Origin of the sequence: Bradyrhizobium sp. CCH5-F6 (assembly GCF_001556045.1) — a bacterium.
Classification (GTDB): Bacteria; Pseudomonadota; Alphaproteobacteria; order Rhizobiales; family Xanthobacteraceae; genus Bradyrhizobium.
On the sequence record NZ_LSIC01000012.1, the window covers coordinates 126,352 to 147,465 of the forward strand.

The following is a 21,114-nucleotide window of genomic DNA, read 5'->3' on the forward strand; positions in this document are numbered from 1 at the left end:
ACTATTGATGGGCGCAGCCAATATTTCCCTTTCGCACGCTGCCGACCCCAAGCCCGACTCCGTCGTCAAGACCAAAAACATCGAGGCGCGCGTCTTCCTCGACGACAGGATCAAGGCCGATGCACCGCTGGCGGCGGATTGCCTCGCCGAAGGCAAAAAGTGGCTCGACAAGAACTCTGCCGAGGCTGCCGCCGCGCGCAAGGCCGATCCGCAGTTCTTCAAAGACGGTGGCTGGGACTTCGAGCGGAAATATGAAATCCGCTCCGTCGTTGCCGATCGCTACATCAGCATCCTCCGCAACGACTACGTGAACACAAGGGGCGCGCATCCCAATTCGGACGTGAACACGATCCTGTGGGACAAGGCCGAGAACAAGCGCATCTCGATCCGCCCGTTCTTCACCGAGACCGCCGACAACGGGGCGACCATGAACACCATGGTGAAGGCCGTGATCGCTTCACTCAAGGCCGAGAAGAAAAAGCGCGGCACCAGCGAGACCGCGACTGACGAATGGTTCAAGGAGCTCGCGCCGAGCTTGCTCAAGATCGGCGCGGTGACGCTTGCGCCCTCGACCGAAGCGGGCAAAAGCTCCGGCCTGACATTCCACTACCCGCCTTATGCCGTCGGCGCCTACGCCGAAGGCGAGTATGTCGCCTTCGTGCCGTGGGAAACGCTGAAGCCCTATCTCACCGTGGAGGGCACCCGCATCTTCGGCGGCGCGCGGCCGAAGGACGATGCGGACGGGCAGTGAGCGACCGCTAACTGGATCGCGGACGGGTCCGGGCCAGCGTCCGCGCGAGCGACTCCGTCCAATCGGGAATCCAGGAGGCAAACAGGGCCCGCCAGCGGTCGGCGTCCGCGGGCTCCGTCTCGAGGTCGACCGACCATTCGATGAGGGTACGATCGCCCTCGGTGATCGGGCGCAGATGCATGGTGCCTTGATAGCGCGTCGGCGCTGGGCTCTGATCCGCGTCATCTTCTGGAAACGGCAGCGCTTCGAGACCGGCATAGGTCAGGCTGTGCTGCCGGTCCGAGTGGTCGACCAGGCGCTGACGGATCCAGTTTCCGAGATAGCAGAAGCGCCTGATGGCGCCGACTTCGTCGCCGCGCTTGTCGTCCTCGATCACGCTCTCGCTCACCCCGTCGATATAGGCGGGATAGTTGTTGAAATCGCGGATCAGCGACCAGACGTCGTCCAGAGGATGGTCCAGCACGGCGCTGTAATAGGCTTGGATCATTGGAGGCTTGCCTTTTGGTTCTCGTTACGCGCGGGAGGTTGGCGGCTTGCGCGGGCAAAACCCACCCGGTTTCCGACTGCTCATCCGATGGGCTCCCCGCTTTCACACAACAGGCGCGATCTCGTTGGTAGCGCTACCTTGCGGCGACGCTGCAAAGCCGACTAGAATGCCGTCATTGACAAGAGCGTCCGACGTCACGGGCGCCGCTGGGAGGATTCATGTCCAAGATTACGCGCCGCACCTTTGCGGCCTCGACTGCCGCAGTCGCCGCATCCGCCGCCTTCGGCTTCAAGCCCGCGCTCGCACAAGCCTATCCGGCCCGGCCGGTCACCGTGATCGTGCCCTGGGGCGCCGGCGGCGGCACCGATGCGACTGCGCGCATCGTTGCGGCGCTGCTGGAGAAGGATCTCGGCCAGCCCTTCAACGTGGTCAACCGCACCGGCGGCTCCGGCGTGGTGGGCCATAGCGCGATCGCGACCGCCCAGCCCGACGGCTACACCATCGGCATGCTCACGGTCGAAATCTCGATGATGCACTGGCAGGGCCTGACCGAGCTGACGCCGAAGAGCTACACGCCGCTGGCGCTGATGAATGAGGATCCGCCGGGCATCCAGGTCTCCTCCTCCTCGCCCTACAAGACGGTCAAGGAACTCGCCGATGCGATCAAGGCGGCGCCTCCCGGCAAGTTCAAGGCGTCGGGCACCGGCCAGGGCGGCATCTGGCATCTGGCACTGGTCGGCTGGATGCAGGCGATGGGCCTGCCCGCCAACCAGGTCGCCTGGGTGCCGTCGAATGGCGCTGCACCCGCGATGCAGGATCTCGCCGCCGGCGGCCTCGATCTCACCACCTGTTCGGTTCCGGAGGCGCGCGCCATCATCGAGGCGGGCAAGGCCAGGAGCCTCGCCATCATGGCGCCGGCCCGCAATCCGGTCTTCAAGGACGTGCCGACGCTGAAGGAGGCGATGGGCATCGACTACGCGACGGGCGCCTGGCGCGGCATCGCGGGGCCCAAGAACCTGCCGCCGGAGATCGCAACAAAGCTCACCGCAGCCCTGAAGAAGGTCTACGACTCCGCGGAGTTCAAGGACTTCATGAGCAATCGCGGCTTCGGCACCGTGTGGGGCGATGCCGCTCATTTCGCCAGCTTCATGGACAAGGGCGACGCCCAGATGGGCGAAGCCATGAAGGCGGCAGGCCTTTCGAAGACGTGACGTTTCACCTCTCCCCGCTTGCGGGGAGAGGGCGGAATTCAGGCGCAGCTTGAATTCCGGGTGAGGAGGACTCTCCGCGAATCCAACTCTCACTTCGTCCGCGGAGAGCCCCCCTCACCCCAACCCTCTCCCCGCGCGCGGGGAGAGGGAGAACTTCTTTCACAGGACTCCCCATGCGTCTTCCCGACTCCGTCACGGGATCGTTTCTCGTCGCACTTGGCGCTGCGGCCGCCTATGGCGGCTGGATCTTGCCGCCGGTGCCTGGGCAGCCGGTCGGCCCCAACGTGTTTCCGCTGGTGATCGGCTGCGGCCTTGCGCTATGCGGGCTGGCGATCGTGTTCGGCATCGGCCATTCCTTCGAGGAGGAGGAACAGCTGGTTCCCCTGGAGGACGGCCAGGCAGCTGCTCCGCCACCGCAGGGCAAGCTCTACGGCCTGCGTGCGCTGCTGCCGCCCGCGCTGTTGCTGTTCTACGTCGTCGCGGCCGACCGCCTCGGCTTCATCATCACCGCGGCGATCATGGTCTACGTCACCTCGACGGCGCTGGGAGCCAAGTGGAAGCTGGCGCTGCCGCTCGCGGCGCTCTCGCCCTTCGCCATCCACCTCATCTTCGGCAAGCTGTTGCGGGTGCCGCTGCCCGCCGGCCTGCTGCCGACGCCCTGGTAATCGCCCATGCTGAAGACCCTGATTGATGCATTCGCGCTGATCTCCACCTGGGAGGTCATCATCGCGATGTTCGCAGCGTCCGTGTACGGGCTCGTGATCGGCTCGTTGCCGGGCCTGTCGGCGACGATGGCAACCGCCCTGCTCGTCCCCGTCACTTTCTATCTGTCCCCGATCGCGGCGATCGCGACCATCGTCGCGGCCTCTTCGATGGCGATCTTCTCCGGCGACATTCCGGGCGCACTGCTGCGCATTCCCGGCACGCCCGCCTCCGCCGCCTATGCGGACGAAGCCTATGCCATGACGCGCAAGGGCCAGGCCGAGCTCGCGTTAGGTGCCGGCGTGTGGTTCTCCGCGGTCGGCGGCATCGCCGGCGTGCTGTCGCTGATGATCCTGGCGCCGCCGCTCGCCGAGATCGCGCTGTCGTTCTCGACCTTCGAATATTTCTGGTTGGCCCTGCTTGGCCTGATGTGCGCCACTCTGGTCGCGCGTTCATCGCCGGTGAAGGCGATCGCGGGCATGTTCATCGGCCTCCTGGTCGCCTGCATCGGCATCGAGAATCCCGGCGGTGTGCCGCGCTTCACCTTCGGCCTCACCGATCTGTTCGGCGGCATCGAGCCGATCCCGGCGCTGGTGGGCGTCTTCGCGGTGGCGCAGGTCATGCGCGCGATGCTGACGCCCGAGCCGCCGCCGCTGCCGCGGCGAAAGTTCGGAAGCATCCTGGCCGGCCAGTGGAAGCTGACGAAGCTGTATCGCTGGCAGATGACGCGCGGGAACATCGTCGGCATCATCATCGGCGTGCTGCCCGGCGCCGGCGCCGACATGGCCGCCTGGGTCTCCTACGCGATGTCGAAGCGCTTCTCCAAGGAGCCGGAGAAATTCGGCACCGGCCATGTCGAGGGGCTGGTCGAGGCCGGCGCCAGCAACAACGCCAGCATCGCCTCCGGCTGGGTACCCTCGCTGCTGTTCGGCATCCCCGGCGACACCATCGCCGCGATCGCGATCGGCGTGCTCTACATGAAGGGTCTCAATCCCGGCCCGACGCTGTTCACCGAGAAGGCGTCGAGCATGTACGCGATCTATCTGATGTTCATCATCGCGAACATCATGATGATCCCGCTCGGCATCGCCATGATCCGGGTCGCCGCCTACATCCTGCTGGCGCCGCGCTCGGCCATCATGCCGGTCATCATGCTGTGCTGCGCGGTCGGCTCGTTCGCGATCGGCAACAACATGTTCGGCATCGTCACCGTCGCCGCCTTCGGCGTGATCGGCTACGTGATGGAAGCGAACGGCTATCCCGTCGCGGCCATGGTGCTCGGCATCGTCATGGGCACCATGGTCGAGCAGGCCTTCGTCACCTCGCTGATCAAGTCCGACGGCAGCATCCTGCCGTTCTTCGAGCGGCCGGTCGCGGCGATCCTCGCCGCCATGGCGATCGGCGCCCTGCTCTGGCCGGTGATGGTGTGGGTCTGGCGCAAGGTGAAACTGCCGCAAACGGCGCCGGCAACGGGCCGGTGATATCGGGCAGGCGGCTCTCGCCTGCTCCGGCCGGGCGTTGTAAAGCAGGGCATGACTGAGAAAAAGGCCTTGCTCGACATCATATCCCTCGCCCGCGACTTGCGTGCCGGCAGTCGTGCGGCGCTGGCGCGCGCGATCACGCTGGTGGAGAGCCGGCGTGGCGACCATCAGGCGCTTGCGCGCGAGCTGGTGCAGATGCTGCTGCCCGACACCGGCAAGGCGGTTCGTGTCGGCATCACGGGATCGCCCGGCGTCGGCAAATCCACCACGATCGACGCGCTCGGAACGCATCTGATCGAGCAGGGCCACAAGGTCGCGGTGCTCGCGGTCGACCCGTCCTCGGCGCGCAGCGGCGGCTCGATCCTCGGCGACAAGACGCGGATGGCGCGGCTCTCGGCATCGGACAATGCCTTCATCCGACCCTCGCCGTCGTCAGGCACGCTCGGCGGCGTCGCGGCGAAGACGCGCGAGGCGATGTTGCTTTGCGAAGCCGCCGGCTTCGACGTCGTGCTGGTTGAGACCGTCGGCATCGGCCAGTCAGAGACCGCGGTCTGCGACATGACCGACTTCTTCCTCGCCCTGATGCTGCCGGGCGGCGGCGACGAGCTTCAAGGCATCAAGAAGGGTCTCGTCGAGCTTGCCGACATGATCGCGATCAACAAGGCGGACGGCGACAATCTCAAGCGCGCCAACATCACCGCCGCGGATTATCGCGGCGCGCTGCACATTCTGGCGCCTCGGTCCGAACATTGGCACCCGCCTGTCGTCACCTATTCGGCGCTGGCGGGCACAGGCATCGCCGAGCTCTGGCAGAAGATCCTCGAGCATCGCAAGGCGATGAATGCGTCCGGCGACTTCGCGGCGCGGCGGCGCGACCAGCAGGTGAAGTGGATGTGGTCGATGCTGGAACAGCGCATGCTGGCAAGGCTGCGCAGCGAAGCATCGGTGCGGACGAAAGTCCGGAAGATCGAGGCGGAGGTCGCCGACGGCCATCTGACGCCGGCGCTCGCAGCCGAGCGGATTCTGGAGTTGCTGCAATGACCGGGCTCCGCATTCTCCTCACCGGCTTCGGGCCATTTCCCGGCGCGCCCTACAATCCGACCCAGCCGCTGGTGGCCCGGCTGATGCAGTTGCGCCGGCCTGCGCTCGACGATGTCGAGCTGTCGAGCCACATCTTCCCGGTCACCTATGCCGCGGTCGACCGGCAATTGCCGGATGTGCTCGCGAAGGTGAAGCCGGATGCGCTCTTGATGTTCGGCCTCGCGGCGCGCACGCCCTACCTGCGGATCGAGACCCGCGCCCGCAACGCCGTCACCATGCTGTGGCCGGATGCCGCCAACACCCGCTCGAGCAAACGCGGCATCGCCGGCGATGCCGACGCGATGATGTTCGGCCCGCACACGGCACGGCTGCTGCGCGCCGCGCGCCTCACCGGCATCGACGCGCGTGCCTCGCGCGATGCCGGCGCCTATCTCTGCAATTATCTGAGCTGGCGCGCGATCGAGAAAGTCAGGGCGGGCGAGCCGAAGCTTGCGGCGTTCATCCACATTCCGCTGCTCGCGCGTGGCGGCGCCGTGCGGCGCAAGGGCGCAGCCCGGATCACGCTGGAGGAACTGGTCGATGCGGGCGAAGCCATGCTGCTGGAGATGGTGGCGTTGGCAAGGAAGGCGCGCGTTTCGTAAGCGCCGCGCGGTCGCATCGCCCACCTTCGGCACCGGCTTGGCGTAAACATTTAACCCTACCGCCAACAATCCCGGCGCCATCGGCTGCCCTGCGCTACCTAGTCTGCGCGGACATCCCGCGTCCGCCGGAGGACGCGCCATGGACCTCAATCGCCGCCATCTCATCGGAGCTTCGACCGTCGGCATCGCCGGCGCGCTCGCCATGCCATCCGACGCCGCGCGCGCGGCGCCGCTGACGTCCCTGCTCGGGCGCGACGCCACGCAATACGGCGTGCGGCCCGGCAGCAGCGAGGATCAGACGCGAGCGCTGCAGCGTGCGATCGACGAGGCTGCGCGGGCGCAAATGCCGCTGGCGCTGCCACCGGGCGTGTATCGCACCGGGCTGTTGCGGCTGCCGAGCGGCGCGCAACTGATCGGCGTCCGCGGTGCGACCAAGCTCGTCTTCACCGGCGGGGCCTCGGCGATCCAGAGCGACGGTTCCGATGCAATCGGCCTCACCGGCATCACCTTCGACGGCGGCAACATTCCCTTGCCGACGCGGCGCGGCCTGATCCACGTGCTCGGCGGCCGCGACGTCCGCATCGCCGATTGCACGATCACCGGATCGGGGGGCAGCGGCATCTGGCTCGAGCAGGTCGCGGGCGACATCTCCGGCAACATCTTCACCGACATCGCGTTGACTGCGGTGGTCTCGTTCGACGCCAGGGGGCTCAGCGTCTCGCGCAACACGATCATCGGCACCAACGACAACGGCATCGAGATCCTGCGCACCGCGCTCGGCGACGACGGCACGCTGGTCGCGGACAACCGCATCGAGGACATCAAGGCGGGCCCCGGCGGCTCGGGCCAGTACGGCAACGCCATCAACGCGTTTCGCGCGGGCAACGTGATCGTGCGCGGCAACCGCATCAGGAATTGCGACTATTCGGCGGTGCGCGGCAACTCCGCATCGAACATCCACATCACCGGCAACAGCGTCAGCGACGTGCGCGAGGTCGCGCTCTATTCGGAGTTTGCGTTCGAAGCCGCGGTGATCGCCAACAACACGGTGGATGGCGCAGCCGTCGGCGTCTCCGTCTGCAATTTCAACGAGGGCGGCCGCATCGCGGTGGTCCAGGGCAACATCATCCGCAATCTGATCCCGAAGCGGCCGATCGGCACCGCGCCGGACGACGATGCCGGCGTCGGCATCTATATCGAGGCGGACTCAGCGGTCACCGGAAATGTGATCGAGAACGCTCCGTCCTACGGAATCGTCGCCGGCTGGGGCAAATATCTGCGTGACGTCGCAATCACCGGCAACGTGATCCGCAAGGCGCTGGCCGGCGTCGGAGTCTCCGTTGTGCCGGGCGCCGGCACCGCGCTCGTCAACAACAACATGATCTCCGAGACCCCGCGCGGCGCCGTGGTCGGCCTCGATCACGCGCGTGCAGTGACGTCAGACCTGTCGGCCGAAGGGGCCCAGCGGTTCGCGCAGGTGATGGTCGGCGGGAACGCGGTGCGACGCTAGCCGCGCTGCAGGCAGACAGGCCGCGCACCCTTCGAGGCTCCTCATGGGATGCGAAACGTCCCATGCCGCGCGCCACAGGGCGACGTTGGAGGAACGCAAATCCCTTCCTGAACGTCCGCTAGAACGCGTTGCGGAGCAACGGGTACTTCGCTTCCAGACCGTCGAGGCTGAAGGTGAATTCGACGACGCGTTCGGGAACTGCAACGATTTCGGCGGCGGGCGGAGCGAACTGCGGCAGAAGCGTTGCCATGGCGGCCGGCGGTCTCACGGCAGGTGCGCTCAGCGGCGCCCTCGCAGCGGGAGCCTTGAGCGGCGGCATCTCGGCGGGGGCGGTAAACGAAGCCACCGCGGCGGGTGCCTTGGGTGGCGCCATGGCGACGGGCGGCAACACCGGTGCAATCGGCGCTTCCGTGATTTCGGCGAGCAGGTCCGGCTGGGGATCGAGCCTGACCGCCACGGCGGTCTCGGGCGCGATGTGAACGGCCTTGGGCTGCACGGTCTGCGGCTTTCGGTCCGGCGATGCCGTGCGGGGCATCGCCGCCGGCGACCAACCGAATGCGGGCGTCACGCTCGCAGCCGCCTCGGCGACGTCCCCTCCGGTTGCGAGCGCGCGCCAGGTCTGGACGGCTCGCTTGGCTTCCTGGATGTTCTCGAGGAACGCGACCTCGGAATGGTACCGGCGCCAGCGGCCGGTCTCGAACATCTCGGAGAGATGCTGCAGGCGCTGCTCGGCGAGAGCGCACCAGCGCGCCGCGATCTCGCGGCTACCAGCCGCGCCGCGAACGAACTCTTGGCGATGTGTCATAAATCAGCCCGTCAGGAGAAGGTACGGACGCGACGCAACGCACACGAATCAGTTTAGGCGCGATGTGAATATTTTGTGGAAAAGTTTTGACTTGTCCAGCAACGACGCGGCGTTCGTCGTCAGACACCGTAGTCGTGCGGAGATTTGCGGGGTTTGCGAGTCAAGCTTCGCACAAGCATGGCGGCCTTGCGGCGCCTCGCGCGAGCGGCGGCCATGGCCGACCCGGCGATCGTCGGCCGGAAGCTGAAGGAATGCGAAGCTTCAGAAGAACATATGCCCAAAAGAAAATGACCCGTCCGGGGGGACAACCGGACGGGTCGAGCCATATGGGCGCTTGGGGTGGATGGGCGCTCGCGCCTGATATGACTGATGGGGAGGGATGACCGCTCCCACACTATTTGGTCGTGGCAGCTGGCTGAACGTTCAATGCGGGGTTCGCCTTTTTGAGCCGGGACCTGCGCGCATCTTTGTCGCAGCCGCTTATCGCGTCGCCGGCCTATCCGCCTGAGAAATCGTGGATTTATCGTCCGCGCTCGAGAGCGAGGGTTGCTCGATCGCACGGATGCCGGGCGCGTCGCGACGCTTGTCCGCATCTTCACGTTTTGTTGTACCGGAGGCAGCTGCGACCGGCGTCGCGCTGTCGGCGGGGACGGCCATGACCGCAGCAAACGCATCCGTATGCCCGTCGCCGAAAAGGTCGTCACGCCCGGGCGAGCCGAGGTCGCGCGCGGTCTTCGTCAGCGCCGAGCGCAGCGCTTCCGGCTTCAAGGTATGATTGCGCTCGAGGAGCAGCGCCGCGACGCCGGAGACATAGGCAGCCGAAAACGAGGTGCCCGACGTGATCTGATACTTGCCGTCGGGCGCCGGCAGGAAGATGTCGACGCCGGGGGCCGCGACCGCGATGTAGTTGCCGCGGTTGGAGGCCGTGAACAGCCTGTCCTGCTGATCCGTTGCGCTGACCGCGATCACATTCGGATTGGCTGCCGGATAGAGCGGCGGCGACTTCGCGCCGGCATTGCCGGCCGCCGCGATCAGGACGAGGCCACGCGCGGCCGTGGCGGCGATCGCGCGCTCGATCACCGGGTCCTTCGGACCGGCAAAGCTCATATTGACGATCTGCGCGCCATGCTCGGCCGCGTAATTCAGCGACCGCAGGATGATGTAGGACGAGCTCTCCGCGCCGCCGTTGGCGCCGCCGAACGCCCGGATGGCGATGATGCGCGCCTCGGGCGCACTCCCCATCAGGCGGGCGTGCGCCACGATGGCACCGGCGATCCCGGTGCCATGAACGTGCGGCCCCTCTGCACTGCCGAGCGCGTCGAAATTGTCGGCAACGGAATTGGCGAGTTCGGGATGCCTAGCGTCGATGCCGGAATCGATCACGGCAACCGTAACGTTGGCTCCATGCGCCAGCGTATGCGCCTGCGGCAGGCGGAGCTTCGTCAGGGCATATTGCGCAGGATCGCCCTCCAGCTTTCCCGACGACCTCTGGTCCTGGAGCACGTATCGGAAGTTCGGCTGGAGCGAGCGCACGCTGCCGTCGGCAGCGAATTCGCGCCGCACCGTCTCGTATGGCCGGCCGTCAGTGATACGGAACAGGCCGAACGTGGCTCCGATCAGCGGGAAATTCTCGGAAGCGATGCGGGTCAGGCCGTGACGACGCGCCAGCTGGTCGGCCTCGGCCGAAGACAAAGTGCCGTCGATCTCGGCGACGAACTCGTTGGCGAAGCTGCGCAGGTTCGCCGCGGCCGGCGCGGTGTTGCCATTCCCCTTGCCCGCGCTTTTCTTGCCTGATTTTCCACCACCCTGGCCGCCTGCGTTCGGCTGCGCCAGACATTCGCCGTCGCCCCCCCGATAGGGCGCGGTGCAGGACGGATAAAGGTTCGGCGAATAGCGGGCATGGGGCAGCACCGGCGTCGGTCGTACGCGCGCCGTCGTTGTGTGGGGGATTGCCGCCGTCGTCCGCGCGCCGCGGTCGACGCTGACCGCTCGCGCAGCGATATTGGGGCTGACCCGCGGGGCAATGTTCGGAGATAGGGTCGGCGTGCGCGAGGGAACGCTGATCGTCGGCGTGCGCATGATCGCCTGCGCCTGCGCAACCTCGACGCCGAGACATGAGGCGACCAGAAGCGCGGCCCCGACGGTTGAAGCGAAGGTCCCGGTGCGCACCCTGCTCTCGGACTTGCCCGTCATCGGCTCAGCGGCGCGCCTAGGGCGCCGCGACGGCGAGGTTGACGAACTTCTCGCGCTGCATCCTGCCGAGCAGCGAGGCGAGCTCGTCCTGGTTCATCGCCTTGTCGAACTGGAGGCGGAACATCCCGCCCTTGGCATCGCCGATGATCGAAGCCTGGTAGCTGTCGAGCAGCGCGGTGATGTCGGCGACGCGCGCCTCCGGCGTGAAGCGCACCAGCGCGCGCGCCGGCGCAGCCGTGCCACCAAGGTCGCGCGTGATGGGCGCGCCGGTCGAGAGCGAAGCCGTCTGGAAGGTCGCCGGCTGGTTCTTCATCAGCACGGCACCGATGATTCCGGCTTGCAACACGAGCGCGACGGCGCCGAGGCTCGCCGACCACGCCAGCGTGCGCGGCGACAGGCTCGCAAAGAAGGTCGAGATGCGCGCCGCCAGCGGCAGCGATCCGCTCGCCCTTGCCGGCTCGGCATCGATCGCGGCGAACAGCTTCTGCATCGCGCGCGCCGACGGAGCACCCAGGCTCTCGTTCAGATGGATGGTCCCTTCGTACTCGTCGCGGATCGCGGCATATTGCCTGGCAAGCTCGGGATCGCGCGCCAGCGCGTCCTCGACGCGACGCGCATCGCGCGCGTTCAGCGTGCCGGCCGCGTGCCAGGGCAGCAGCAGTTCAACCTCACTGGGTTCTTGCTCCAGCATCTTCTTGCTCAACGCCATCATGGCCAGCCTCGCTCAACGCCGGCTGCCTTCAGCAGTTCGGCCAGTTTCTTGCGCGCATAGAACAAGCGCGTCTTCACAGTGTTCTCCGGTATCCCGACGATTTCGGCCACCTCTTCCACGGACTTCTCGTGGTAGTAGACGAGATCGACGATTTCCCGGTGTTCCGGCGAGAGGCCCGTCAGACACTCCCGCAACGCTGCACTGGTATCTTTCTTCTGCACCACCGTTTCCGGATCGTCGGACGTATCCTCGATCGCGTTCGCGGCTTCTTCGTCCAGCTCGAAATCCTTCCTGCGCCGGAGCGCAGACAGGGCCTTGAATCGGGTGATTGCCAGCAGCCAGGTGGAAACCGCGGATCGTCCTTCGAACTTGCCGGCCTGACGCCAGACGTCGAGAAACACCTCGCTGATGAGGTCTTCCGCCGCCTGCTCGTCACGCACGAGCCTCAGTCCGAACCGGTAAACCCTGACATGGTGCCGCCCGTACAGCACCTGCATGGCGAGCCGGTCACCTTGAGCGATCCTGGCGATCAGGATCTCGTCCGAAGCCGCCTGTGTCGCGCTCAATGGCCGTCTCGCAAAGTTGGTCGGATCGATGCAGTGACCGGTTCGACCCGGGGCGCAAAATTGTTCAACCTACCGCAGTCATACGGGGGCTGATGTGACCTACCCCACATAGAGGCTCTTTTCTTGTCCCACCCGCGGCGGTCAGCGGAATCAGTGCAGATCGGTAACATAATACTGAGATATTCCCTGCGGAATGCCTGTCCGGCACAGGCGGCCCAGCCTAGTCCGGTTCCATAGCAGCCCTGCACCACGTTTGTCGCGCCAGGCTCTGCTTTGGATTGACCGCATCGCAAACGATACCTGATCGCCGGTAACTCCCCCGCGCGGGCCGATCGCCTGCTCCGTGCTGCACGGTTTGGATTCGGCTTCAAAGGATACCAAACCTAAAGGCTTGCCACGTAGATTTCTGCGCTGGCATCCACCATTGGCGGGATCATGAGCACGGCTGCGACGTCCTTTCCCGAGAGGAATGCCGCAGAGGCCGCGGACCTCGTCCTCGCGCCCGAGACGACGGCCCCCGAAGTGAGGGAGCGCCGGGCCCGGCAACGCCGCCAGATGTACATGGCCCAGGTCGCAAGCTATTCGCTGGGCGCCTCGGTGCTGCTGCTCTACGCCTATGACGGCACGATCTCGATGGGCGTTCCGTCCCTGTTCTGGCTCGGCGGCCTCCTGATCATCGGTACGTTCACGGTGCTGTCCGAAGCCGGGTTCGGCGACCGGTTCGAGGATCATTATCTCACCGTCTATCAGATCTCGGCGCATATGGCGCTGCAACTGGTGTTCCTGCTCGCAGTGCCGACCGTCGGGGTCGCGTTCCTGGCCGTGTTGTTTCTGATCTTCACGTTCGGAACACTGCGCATGACGTCGAGCCAGGCCATGCTCACCTGGGGCCTCGCCACCTGCGGGCTTGCCATGGTTTTCCTGGGATCGGATCTGCCGATCGGACTGCCGGTCACGACGCGGCTGCAACGAACCGCCTCGATGCTCTGCTTTGTGCTGGTGATCGGACAGTGCGCCTTCCTCGGCCTGTTCGGTGCCACCCTGCGCAAGATCCTGTACCGGCGCAGCATCGAACTGAAGGCCGCCTATCAGCGCATTGAGGAACTCGCCGAGCTCGACGAGCTTACCGGCGCCTACAACCGCCGCTGCATCATGCGGCTTCTGGATGCCGAGATCGAAAAGCGGCAGGCATCCACGCCTTGCACGATCGCCCTGATCGATATCGACTGGTTCAAGCGCATCAACGACGCCTACGGCCATCCCGTCGGCGACGAGGTGCTGCGCACATTCGCGATCACCATTTTCGCCAACATCCGCCCGGCCGACAGTTTCGGCCGATACGGCGGCGAGGAATTCCTGCTGCTGCTGCCAGGCATGCCGGGCGACGCCGCGCGACGCATGCTCGAGCGGTTGCGCGGCATCGTTGCCGATCTCGACTGGAGCGCATTCTCTCCGGGCATGCGGGTGACCATGTCCGCGGGCGTCGCGACGCTGCGCGATATTGATACTGCCGACACGTTTCTCGCGCGCGCCGACCGCGCGCTCTATTCCGCCAAGGCGCAAGGCCGCAACTCAATTGTAACGAGCTGACCAATCCATTTCCTCCCGGTGCGACAGAAGCTGCTGCCGGGAACGCTCCAGGACAGGGCCATGAAATCCAGAACCGCAAGATCATCCGAAAACCTGCTCGAGGAATTGCAGGCCTCCCTCGCGCACGGCACCGTTGCGCGCCGGGTCGAGACGCTGCGCCGCGTCACCGATCTCTTCGTGGGCAACGCGGTAGACTATTCCGACGACCACATCCGCGTCTTCGACGACGTGTTCCAGTGCCTGATCGCGCAGATCGAAACGTCGGCCAGGGCGCTGCTCGCCGAACGCCTCGCCCCGATCGCGGATGCGCCGCCGGAGATCATCCGCACGCTCGCGCTCGACGAGGTCATCGAGGTCTCCGGGCCCGTGCTGTCGAAATCGGAACGGCTGGACGAGGACACGCTGATCGAGATCGCGCGCACCAGGGGTCAGGCGCATCTCAAGGCGATCTCGGTGCGGCGGGTGCTTTCGGAAGCTCTGAGCGACGTGCTGGTGACGCGCGGCAACGAGGACGTGGTGCAGTCGACCGTCAGCAATCCGGGCGCGCGGCTCTCCGAGGGAAGTCTCACCGACCTCGTCATCCGCGCCGAACGCGACGACGACCTCGCCAGCTGCATCGGCCTGCGGCCTGACCTGCCACGTCATCACTATTTGAGGCTGGTCGCCAAGGCATCCTTGAGCGTACGCAGGAAACTCGCGGCCGCGCATCCCGAGCTCGCGGACGACGTGTCGAACGCCGTGCAGGAAGCGGCGCAACGGGTTCGCGCCACCACGATGACAAAGCAGACCGAGATGGCCCGCGCGCTGGTGAAATCGCTGCACGACGACGGACGGCTCAACGAGTTCCAGGTCACAACCTTCGCCGAGCAGGGCAAGTTCGACGAGACCAATGCGGGGCTGGCTGCACTCGCAGGCGTCGCGGTCGAGACCGCCGAGACCATGATGATCGAGAACCGCACCGAAGGCGTGATGATCCTCGCCAAGGTCGCCGGCATGCAATGGTCGAGCGTGCGCGCCATCATCGCCATGCGTGAGAAGCTCTCCGGCGGGTCGCAGACCGACATTCTGACGCTGCGCGACACCTATGAAGCCCTGCGCGCCTCGACTGCACAGCAGGTGTTGCGCTTCCACCGCATGCAGCTGCATACGACGCCGGCTGCGTGAAGCCGGCGCGGCTAGTAGCGAAGAACTCTGGATCCCGCCAGCGCGCCGATCGCGGTCACGACCGCGGTCGCGAGCGTGTACCAGGTCGCGACGAACAGCGGGGAGTCGTCGGTGCAGTGCGAGGCGTAGAGGGTCGCGGCGAGCCCGGCCGACACCAGGCCGGCGAGCGCGGGACGCGACGGTGCGCCGTGGCGCAGGCCGAACAGCGCCCCCGCCAGCAGCGGCAGCGACATCGCAGGGATCGCGACCAGGCACACCCTGGAGTTCTTGCCCATCAGGCGCATCGTCATCGGCATGGCCGGCGCCATCATCGCTTCGCTGCCGATCGCCACAGCGAGCAACCCGACCGGAAGCAGCAACAGCCAGCCCCAGCCGTGCAGTAGGGCCTCTGGACGCGACAGATGCAGGCTGACGATGATCGCGGGGATTGCGAGCGACAGCGTCACCGCGAACTTCATGTCGAAGAACGGGTTGCGCATGGCGCTCATCACGTCGGCACGCATGCCGAGGAACGTCGCAAAGATCAGGATCGACAAGGGTGCAGCCACCAGCAGCGCCATCGTCAGCACGGCGCCGACTCGCGGCGCGCGATGCGCGTTGTCGGCTGCGAGCGTGCGAATGAGTTGATCGGTATCCATGACTAATGGTCCCGCAGTTTGGCCGTAAGTGCCGCAAGTCCGCGATGCAGCGCGACCCGCACCGCCCCCTCGCTCATCGAAAACTTTGCCGCCGTATCCTTGATCGAGGCGGCCTCGACCGCGATCGATTGCAACACGTCGCGCTGGCGCTGCGGCAGCGTGCCCAGTTGCGCGGCGACCTCGCCAGCCGAGGCGGTCTCCTGCGGCGCCTCGCCCGGCAGCGTCTCGGCGAAATCGTCGATGTTGACGAAGACGCGCCTGCCGCGGCGGCGGAGCGCGTCGATCAGCTTGTTCCGGCCGATCGCGAACAGCCAGGGCGCGAAGGGGGCTTCGCTGTCCCAGGTGTGCCGTTTCAGATGCACCGCCAACAGAATCTCCTGCACGATATCCTCGGCCTGGTCGGGAGGCTGGCCTGCCCGCGCCAGGCCGCGCCTCGCGGCGGCGCGCAGCACCGGCGTGACTTCCTTCAACAAGCGATGATACGCCGCGTCATCGCCAGCCATGGCCGACCGCATCAGGCCGGTCCATTCGTCCTCACGTCCGCGCACCCGCGCCCCTCACCATGCAATTCGGCCGCTCTTTCAATTTGTTACGCGGACACCCATCAGATCACGAAATCGTGATCAACGGCCGAGCCACGCGATCAATGCGGCCGCAGAGATCTCCGACGGCTCATAACATCGATCGGCTCGTTCCGCATCCGGCGACAACAATTCAAACAAATTGCCCCGTTTTTGCCGGGTCTAGCCCGAAGATTCCCATTTTCTGCCCCGCTGTCGTCACGCCCCGGGGTCTCTGTTCGCTGCCGGGACGGGCGGAATTGGGGAGATCGTCAACATGAAGAATGCCAGCGCACGCGCGGCCCTGATTGTCTTGTCCGGGCTATTCTTGCTGTTCGGGAGCGTTGCACAGGCGGCGCCGAGTTCGGCCGCAAGCAATAAGTCGGACAGTGCGGACAAGCAGGCCGACACGGCCAAGCAGCGGCGCCATGACTCGCGCCGCACCAGCAAGGCCACGCAGAAATCCGACAAGAAGGACGCCGCGGCGAAGGCCGACGAGGCCAAGAACGACAACAAGGCCGGCAATGAGGTGCCGGCGTCGAGCCAGATGCCGCCGGAGGTCGCCAACGCAAATGCGCAGCTCGCCGCCGATACGCCGCCTGCCGCCGCCGCCTCGGCCATGACGAACCGCGCCAGCGACAATGTCCAGGCCGCCGCAGACAATACCAACGCGGCAAACCCCGAAAGCCAGGTCGTCGCGCCCGATCAGCTCAACGACATCGATCGCGCCCTGCAGCAGGAGAGCCCGCCAGCGCAGAAGGCGGTGATTGCCGCAACCGAGGCGCAGCCACGTCCGGCGCCGGTGATGGCAAGCAGCCAGCAGAGCTCGGCCTGGGACCAGAGCTCCCTGATCGGCAAGATCTTCATCGGCGTCGGCACGCTGCTGACCCTGGTGTCCGCCGCGCGGATGTTCATGGCGTGATCGCTGGCCGCGCACCGGCCTGACGGACCTCGTCCGGAACCCGCCTCTCGTCGCGTCGCGTTCCGGCGGCCCGTAGCCTCTTGAAGCCCACCGCGCCAGCGGGCACATTGCCCGCTCAATCAAAAGCGTGGGTGGAGCATGAGCACGTTCGAACACATCATCGTCGAAGCCATCGGTGCGGTCGGCATCATCAAGCTGAACCGGCCGAAGATGCTCAACGCGCTCTCCTTCGGCGTCTTCCGCGAGATCGCCGCGGCGGTCGACGATCTCGAGGCCGATGACGCCATCGGCTGCATCGTCGTGACCGGCAACGAGAAGGCCTTTGCCGCCGGCGCCGACATCAAGGAGATGCAGCCCAAGGCCTTCATCGACATGTTCTCGGAGGATTTTGCCGCGATCGGCGGCGACCGAGTCGCGCGTTGCCGCAAGCCGACGATCGCGGCGGTTGCCGGTTATGCGCTGGGCGGCGGCTGCGAGCTCGCCATGATGTGCGATTTCATCATCGCCGCGGACACCGCGAAGTTCGGCCAGCCCGAGATCACGCTCGGCACGATTCCCGGCATCGGCGGTACCCAGCGCCTGACGCGCGCGATCGGCAAGTCCAAGGCAATGGACCTCTGCCTCACCGGCCGGATGATGGATGCGGCGGAAGCCGAGCGCTCCGGCCTCGTCAGCCGCATCGTCCCCGCCGACAAGCTGATGGACGAAGTGATGGCGGCAGCCGAGAAGATCGCCGCGATGTCGCGCCCGGCAGCCGCGATGGCCAAGGAAGCGGTGAACCGCGCCTTCGAGACCACGCTTGCCGAGGGCATGAGCGTCGAGCGCAACCTGTTCCATGCGACCTTTGCGCTGGAAGACCGCTCCGAGGGCATGGCGGCATTCATCGAGAAGCGCAAGCCGGTGAACAAGAACAGGTAGCGCCAGCGACCGGTCAGGCAGGTGTAAGGCTCTGGCGTTTTGCCCAAAACGGCTGTGACGCCTCTGCAACAAGCACGGAATACATGGGGGTTTCCCCCGCGGCAGTTTGCCTGCGCGACCCCGGCTGGTTTAACAGTTAAGAGGCCACCATCGGCGGGGGCGCATAGCCAGGGTTTTGCGGAATTACATGATTGGGCGTACCGCCAGAGCTGGTCGCGTGATGAAGCGACGTCGATCGGGCGTGGGTCGCGCGCTTGCGACATGGACCACACTGGCGCTCTCGTGCGCCCTGCCCTGCGCTGCATGGGCCGAAGCCCTGCCGGAGGCGCTTGCCAAGGCCTACCAGACCAATCCGCAGCTCAATGCCGAGCGCGCGCGCCAGCGCGCCACCGACGAGAACGTGCCGCAGGCACTGGCCGGTTACCGGCCGCAGATCGTGGCTAGCCTCAGCGCCGGCCTGCAATCGGTCCGGAACCTTTTGCCGGACAACACCATTCAGACCGCAAACCTGAAACCCTGGATCATCGGCGTCACCGTGACGCAGACCCTGTTCAACGGCTTCCGCACCGCCAACAGCGTGCGGGCCGCCGAACTCCAGGTGCAGTCGGGCCGCGAGGCGCTGCGTAATGTCGGCCAGGGCGTGCTGCTCGATGCGGTTACCGCCTACACCAACGTGCTCGCCAACCAGTCGCTGGTCGAGGCACAGCGCTCCAACGTCGCCTTCCTGCGCGAAACACTCGCGGTCACCCAGCGCCGCCTCAATGCCGGCGACGTCACACCCACCGACTCTGCCCAGGCCGAGGCGCGTCTCAACCGCGGCCTTGCCGATCTCAATGCGGCGGAGGTCGCGCTCGCCGTCAGCCAGGCGACCTATGCGCAAGTGATCGGCAATGCGCCGTCGCAGCTTCGGGCGGCCGAGGCTGTCGACCGTTATCTGCCGAAGAGCCGCGAGGACGCCATGACCATGGCGATCCGCCAGCACCCGGCGGTGATGGCCGCCAGCTTCGACGTCGACGTTGCCTCCACCAACATCCGCATCGTGGAAGGCTCGCTGCTGCCGAGCGCCACCATCCAGGGCAGCGCCAGCAAGAGTCGCAACAACGACCCGACGCTCGGCACCTTCGCCGAGGACCAGGCCTCGATCGTCGCCAATGTCACCGCCCCGATCTACGACGGCGGCCAGGCCGCAGCGCAGACCCGCCAGGCCAAGGAGATCACGGCGCAGAGCCGGCTCGTGCTCGACCAGATACGCAACCAGGCGCGCACGGCGGCTGTGAGCGCCTGGGCTGCCAATGAAGGCGCGAAGGTTGCGGTCTCGGCCTCGGAGTCCGAGGTGAAGGCCGCGACCGTGGCGCTCCAGGGCGTGCAGCGCGAAGCCTCCGGCGGACAACGCACGACGGTGGACGTCTTGAACTCGCAAGCCGATTTGATCCAGGCGAAGGCCCGTCTGATCGGCGCGCAACGCGACCGGGTGATCGCCTCCTACACGCTGCTCAGCGCCATCGGCCATCTCGACGTCAAGACGCTGAACCTGAACACGCCGGACTATCTGCCCGAGGTGCATTACCACCAGGTCCGCGACGCCTGGCACGGCCTGCGCACGCCGTCCGGCCAGTAGCTGGTTTCAAACCAACTGGCCTGCGCCGATGAAGAGCCGCCGCATCCATCTGATGGGAGCTTCGGGCTCCGGCGTGACGACGCTCGGTCGCGCGCTTGCCGGCCGGCTTGCGCTGCCGCATCACGACACCGACGACTATTTCTGGCTGCCGACCGTGCCGCCCTACCAGACGACGCGCCCCGCCGCCGAGCGCTTGCGCCTGATGCACGAGATGTTTCTGCCGCGCCTCGATTGGGTGCAGAGCGGAACCGTCACCGGCTGGGGCAACGAGCTCGTCCTGTTCTTCGATCTTGTCGTCTTCGTGACGACGCCGCGCGAGCTTCGCCTGCAGCGCCTGCGTAGCCGCGAGGCTGCGCATTTCGGAGCTGATGCCGTCGCACAGGGCGGCTGGCGTCATGAGCAGACGAAATCGTTCGTCGAATGGGCCTCGCGCTACGAAGCCGGCGATCGCGAGGGACGCAGTCTCGCACAAGATGAGGCCTGGCTCGCGGGCCTGCCGTGCCCGGTCGTGCGCGTTGACGGCTCACGCCCGCTTGCGGACCTCGTCGAGCAGCTATGCAGCGAAGCGCATCCGCTGCCCGGCTGATGTGATACCGTCCCGTTGCGGCTGCCAAACCACAAAAACAGGGAGAGAAACCATGCTCAGCCGACGCAGCATCCTGCTTGCCTCCCTTGCCGCCGGAGCAGCCATGACCAGCAAAGCCCACGCCCGCGCGGCACAGCCCGCGACGCCGGTCAATTTCGACGTCCCGGCCCATGCCTGCGATTGTCACACCCACATTCATGGCGATCCTGAAAAGTTTCCGTTCTTCGCGGGGCGCGTCTATACGCCGGAGCCGGCGAGCCCCGAAGAAATGGCGGCGCTGCACAAGGCGCTGCATATCGAGCGCGTGGTGATCGTGACGCCGAGCGTCTACGGCACCGACAATTCCTCCACCTTGTTCGGCATGAAGGCGCGCGGCGCGACCGCGCGGGGGGTCGCCGTGATCGACGACAAGACGACGGAGAGCGCACTCGATGCGATGCATCGAGACGGCTTCCGCGGCATCCGCCTCAATCTGGCGACCGGCGGCGTCAATGACCCCAATGTCGGCCGGCCCCGCTTCACCGCCGCTGTCGAGCGTATGAAAGCGCGCGGCTGGCACGTGCAGCTCTACACCTCGCTGGCGATGATCTCGGCGATCAAGGACCTCGTCGAGACTGCGCCGGTACCCGTCGTGTTCGACCATTTCGGGGGTCTCGAGGCTTCGCTCGGCCTGGAGCAACCCGGATTTGCCGACCTGATCGCGCTCGTCGAATCCGGCAAGGCCTATGTGAAGATCTCCGGCGCCTATCGCTCGTCGAAGCTCGCACCCGACTATCAGGACATGATGCCCTATGCCCGCGCGCTGATCGCGGCGAATCCGGACCGCATCGTCTGGGGAACCGACTGGCCGCATCCGGATTCCAGCCGCGTCGAGGGACGCAAGCCCACCGACATCGCGCCGCTCTACCAGATCGACGACGGCCGCCTGCTCAACCAGCTTCCGGTGTGGGCGCCCCAGGCAGATGTGCGCAAGAAGATCCTCGTCGACAATCCGGCGCAGCTGTACGGGTTCTGACGG

The 21,114-nt window shown here is 66.2% G+C and carries 21 protein-coding genes; 14 read left to right on the forward strand and 7 right to left on the reverse strand.

What is annotated here, in order from left to right; genetic code table 11:
• Nucleotides 1-7 precede the first annotated feature (7 nt).
• On the forward strand, nt 8-751 hold the full coding sequence (locus tag AX729_RS01465; RefSeq protein WP_061020121.1) for an RsiV family protein: 744 nt from the start codon (nt 8-10) through the stop codon (nt 749-751).
• A gap of 7 nt (nt 752-758) precedes the next feature.
• Here AX729_RS01465 and AX729_RS01470 read toward each other — a convergent pair whose 3' ends face one another.
• Entirely contained in the window at nt 759-1,238 is a 480-nt protein-coding gene (locus AX729_RS01470; protein WP_061020122.1) for an SRPBCC family protein, read from the reverse strand.
• 218 nt (nt 1,239-1,456) lie between these two features.
• On the opposite strand from AX729_RS01470, the gene AX729_RS01475 reads away from it, so the two are divergent.
• From AX729_RS01475 to AX729_RS01500, 6 genes are all read left to right on the forward strand, one after another.
• Nucleotides 1,457-2,449, forward strand: coding sequence for a tripartite tricarboxylate transporter substrate binding protein (locus AX729_RS01475; RefSeq protein WP_061020123.1), 993 nt, complete (start codon nt 1,457-1,459; stop codon nt 2,447-2,449).
• 173 nt (nt 2,450-2,622) lie between these two features.
• Nucleotides 2,623-3,114, forward strand: coding sequence for a tripartite tricarboxylate transporter TctB family protein (locus tag AX729_RS01480; RefSeq protein ID WP_061020124.1), 492 nt, complete (start codon nt 2,623-2,625; stop codon nt 3,112-3,114).
• A gap of 6 nt (nt 3,115-3,120) precedes the next feature.
• Nucleotides 3,121-4,632: a tripartite tricarboxylate transporter permease gene (locus AX729_RS01485; RefSeq protein ID WP_061020125.1), complete on the forward strand. Its 1,512-nt coding sequence runs from the start codon at nt 3,121-3,123 to the stop codon at nt 4,630-4,632.
• Between the two features lie 51 nt (nt 4,633-4,683).
• Nucleotides 4,684-5,673 carry a methylmalonyl Co-A mutase-associated GTPase MeaB gene (gene meaB / locus AX729_RS01490; RefSeq protein ID WP_061020126.1) on the forward strand — a complete coding sequence of 330 codons (990 nt, stop codon included), beginning with the start codon at nt 4,684-4,686 and terminating at the stop codon, nt 5,671-5,673.
• Entirely contained in the window at nt 5,670-6,314 is a 645-nt protein-coding gene (locus tag AX729_RS01495; RefSeq protein ID WP_061020127.1) for a pyroglutamyl-peptidase I, read from the forward strand. The genes meaB and AX729_RS01495 overlap by 4 nt, the downstream gene beginning before the upstream one ends.
• A 139-nt stretch (nt 6,315-6,453) precedes the next feature.
• A complete protein-coding gene (locus AX729_RS01500) occupies nt 6,454-7,824 on the forward strand; it encodes a TIGR03808 family TAT-translocated repetitive protein (RefSeq protein ID WP_061020128.1) in 1,371 nt (456 codons plus the stop codon).
• 118 nt (nt 7,825-7,942) lie between these two features.
• Here AX729_RS01500 and AX729_RS01505 read toward each other — a convergent pair whose 3' ends face one another.
• From AX729_RS01505 to AX729_RS01520, 4 genes are all read right to left on the reverse strand, one after another.
• A complete protein-coding gene (locus AX729_RS01505) occupies nt 7,943-8,629 on the reverse strand; it encodes a TIGR03809 family protein (protein WP_061020129.1) in 687 nt (228 codons plus the stop codon).
• A 480-nt stretch (nt 8,630-9,109) separates the two neighbouring features.
• Nucleotides 9,110-10,822 carry a S8 family serine peptidase gene (locus AX729_RS01510; RefSeq protein ID WP_061020130.1) on the reverse strand — a complete coding sequence of 571 codons (1,713 nt, stop codon included), beginning with the start codon at nt 10,820-10,822 and terminating at the stop codon, nt 9,110-9,112.
• 16 nt (nt 10,823-10,838) lie between these two features.
• On the reverse strand, nt 10,839-11,534 hold the full coding sequence (locus AX729_RS01515) for a hypothetical protein (RefSeq protein WP_061020131.1): 696 nt from the start codon (nt 11,532-11,534) through the stop codon (nt 10,839-10,841).
• Entirely contained in the window at nt 11,531-12,100 is a 570-nt protein-coding gene (locus AX729_RS01520) for a sigma-70 family RNA polymerase sigma factor (RefSeq protein WP_061020132.1), read from the reverse strand. Before AX729_RS01520 ends, AX729_RS01515 begins: the two co-directional genes overlap by 4 nt.
• 435 nt (nt 12,101-12,535) lie before the next feature.
• On the opposite strand from AX729_RS01520, the gene AX729_RS01525 reads away from it, so the two are divergent.
• Both AX729_RS01525 and AX729_RS01530 read left to right on the forward strand, forming a co-directional pair.
• The gene (locus AX729_RS01525) at nt 12,536-13,690 is read left to right on the forward strand and encodes a GGDEF domain-containing protein (protein ID WP_061020133.1); all 1,155 of its coding nucleotides are present in this window, start codon (nt 12,536-12,538) and stop codon (nt 13,688-13,690) included.
• 60 nt (nt 13,691-13,750) lie between these two features.
• Nucleotides 13,751-14,854, forward strand: a complete 1,104-nt coding sequence (locus AX729_RS01530; RefSeq protein ID WP_061020288.1) for a DUF2336 domain-containing protein — start codon at nt 13,751-13,753, stop codon at nt 14,852-14,854.
• A gap of 11 nt (nt 14,855-14,865) precedes the next feature.
• Here the strand turns inward: AX729_RS01530 and AX729_RS01535 are convergent, their stop codons facing one another.
• Both AX729_RS01535 and AX729_RS01540 read right to left on the reverse strand, forming a co-directional pair.
• Nucleotides 14,866-15,492 carry an NrsF family protein gene (locus AX729_RS01535; RefSeq protein WP_061020134.1) on the reverse strand — a complete coding sequence of 209 codons (627 nt, stop codon included), beginning with the start codon at nt 15,490-15,492 and terminating at the stop codon, nt 14,866-14,868.
• 2 nt (nt 15,493-15,494) lie between these two features.
• On the reverse strand, nt 15,495-16,040 hold the full coding sequence (locus AX729_RS01540; RefSeq protein WP_061020135.1) for a sigma-70 family RNA polymerase sigma factor: 546 nt from the start codon (nt 16,038-16,040) through the stop codon (nt 15,495-15,497).
• A 289-nt stretch (nt 16,041-16,329) separates the two neighbouring features.
• Here AX729_RS01540 and AX729_RS01545 point away from each other — a divergent pair, with 289 nt between their 5' ends.
• The 5 genes from AX729_RS01545 to AX729_RS01565 all read left to right on the forward strand — a co-directional run bounded on the left by AX729_RS01545 (nt 16,330) and on the right by AX729_RS01565 (nt 21,111).
• On the forward strand, nt 16,330-16,974 hold the full coding sequence (locus AX729_RS01545; protein WP_061020136.1) for a hypothetical protein: 645 nt from the start codon (nt 16,330-16,332) through the stop codon (nt 16,972-16,974).
• Between the two features lie 138 nt (nt 16,975-17,112).
• The gene (locus tag AX729_RS01550) at nt 17,113-17,892 is read left to right on the forward strand and encodes an enoyl-CoA hydratase (RefSeq protein ID WP_061020137.1); all 780 of its coding nucleotides are present in this window, start codon (nt 17,113-17,115) and stop codon (nt 17,890-17,892) included.
• Nucleotides 17,893-18,112: 220 nt separating this feature from the next.
• On the forward strand, nt 18,113-19,510 hold the full coding sequence (locus tag AX729_RS01555) for a TolC family outer membrane protein (protein ID WP_061020138.1): 1,398 nt from the start codon (nt 18,113-18,115) through the stop codon (nt 19,508-19,510).
• A gap of 28 nt (nt 19,511-19,538) precedes the next feature.
• Complete coding sequence (locus AX729_RS01560; protein WP_061020139.1) at nt 19,539-20,096, forward strand: P-loop NTPase family protein; 558 nt, start codon at nt 19,539-19,541, stop codon at nt 20,094-20,096.
• Nucleotides 20,097-20,148: 52 nt separating this feature from the next.
• Nucleotides 20,149-21,111 carry an amidohydrolase family protein gene (locus tag AX729_RS01565; RefSeq protein WP_061020140.1) on the forward strand — a complete coding sequence of 321 codons (963 nt, stop codon included), beginning with the start codon at nt 20,149-20,151 and terminating at the stop codon, nt 21,109-21,111.
• Nucleotides 21,112-21,114 lie beyond the last annotated feature (3 nt).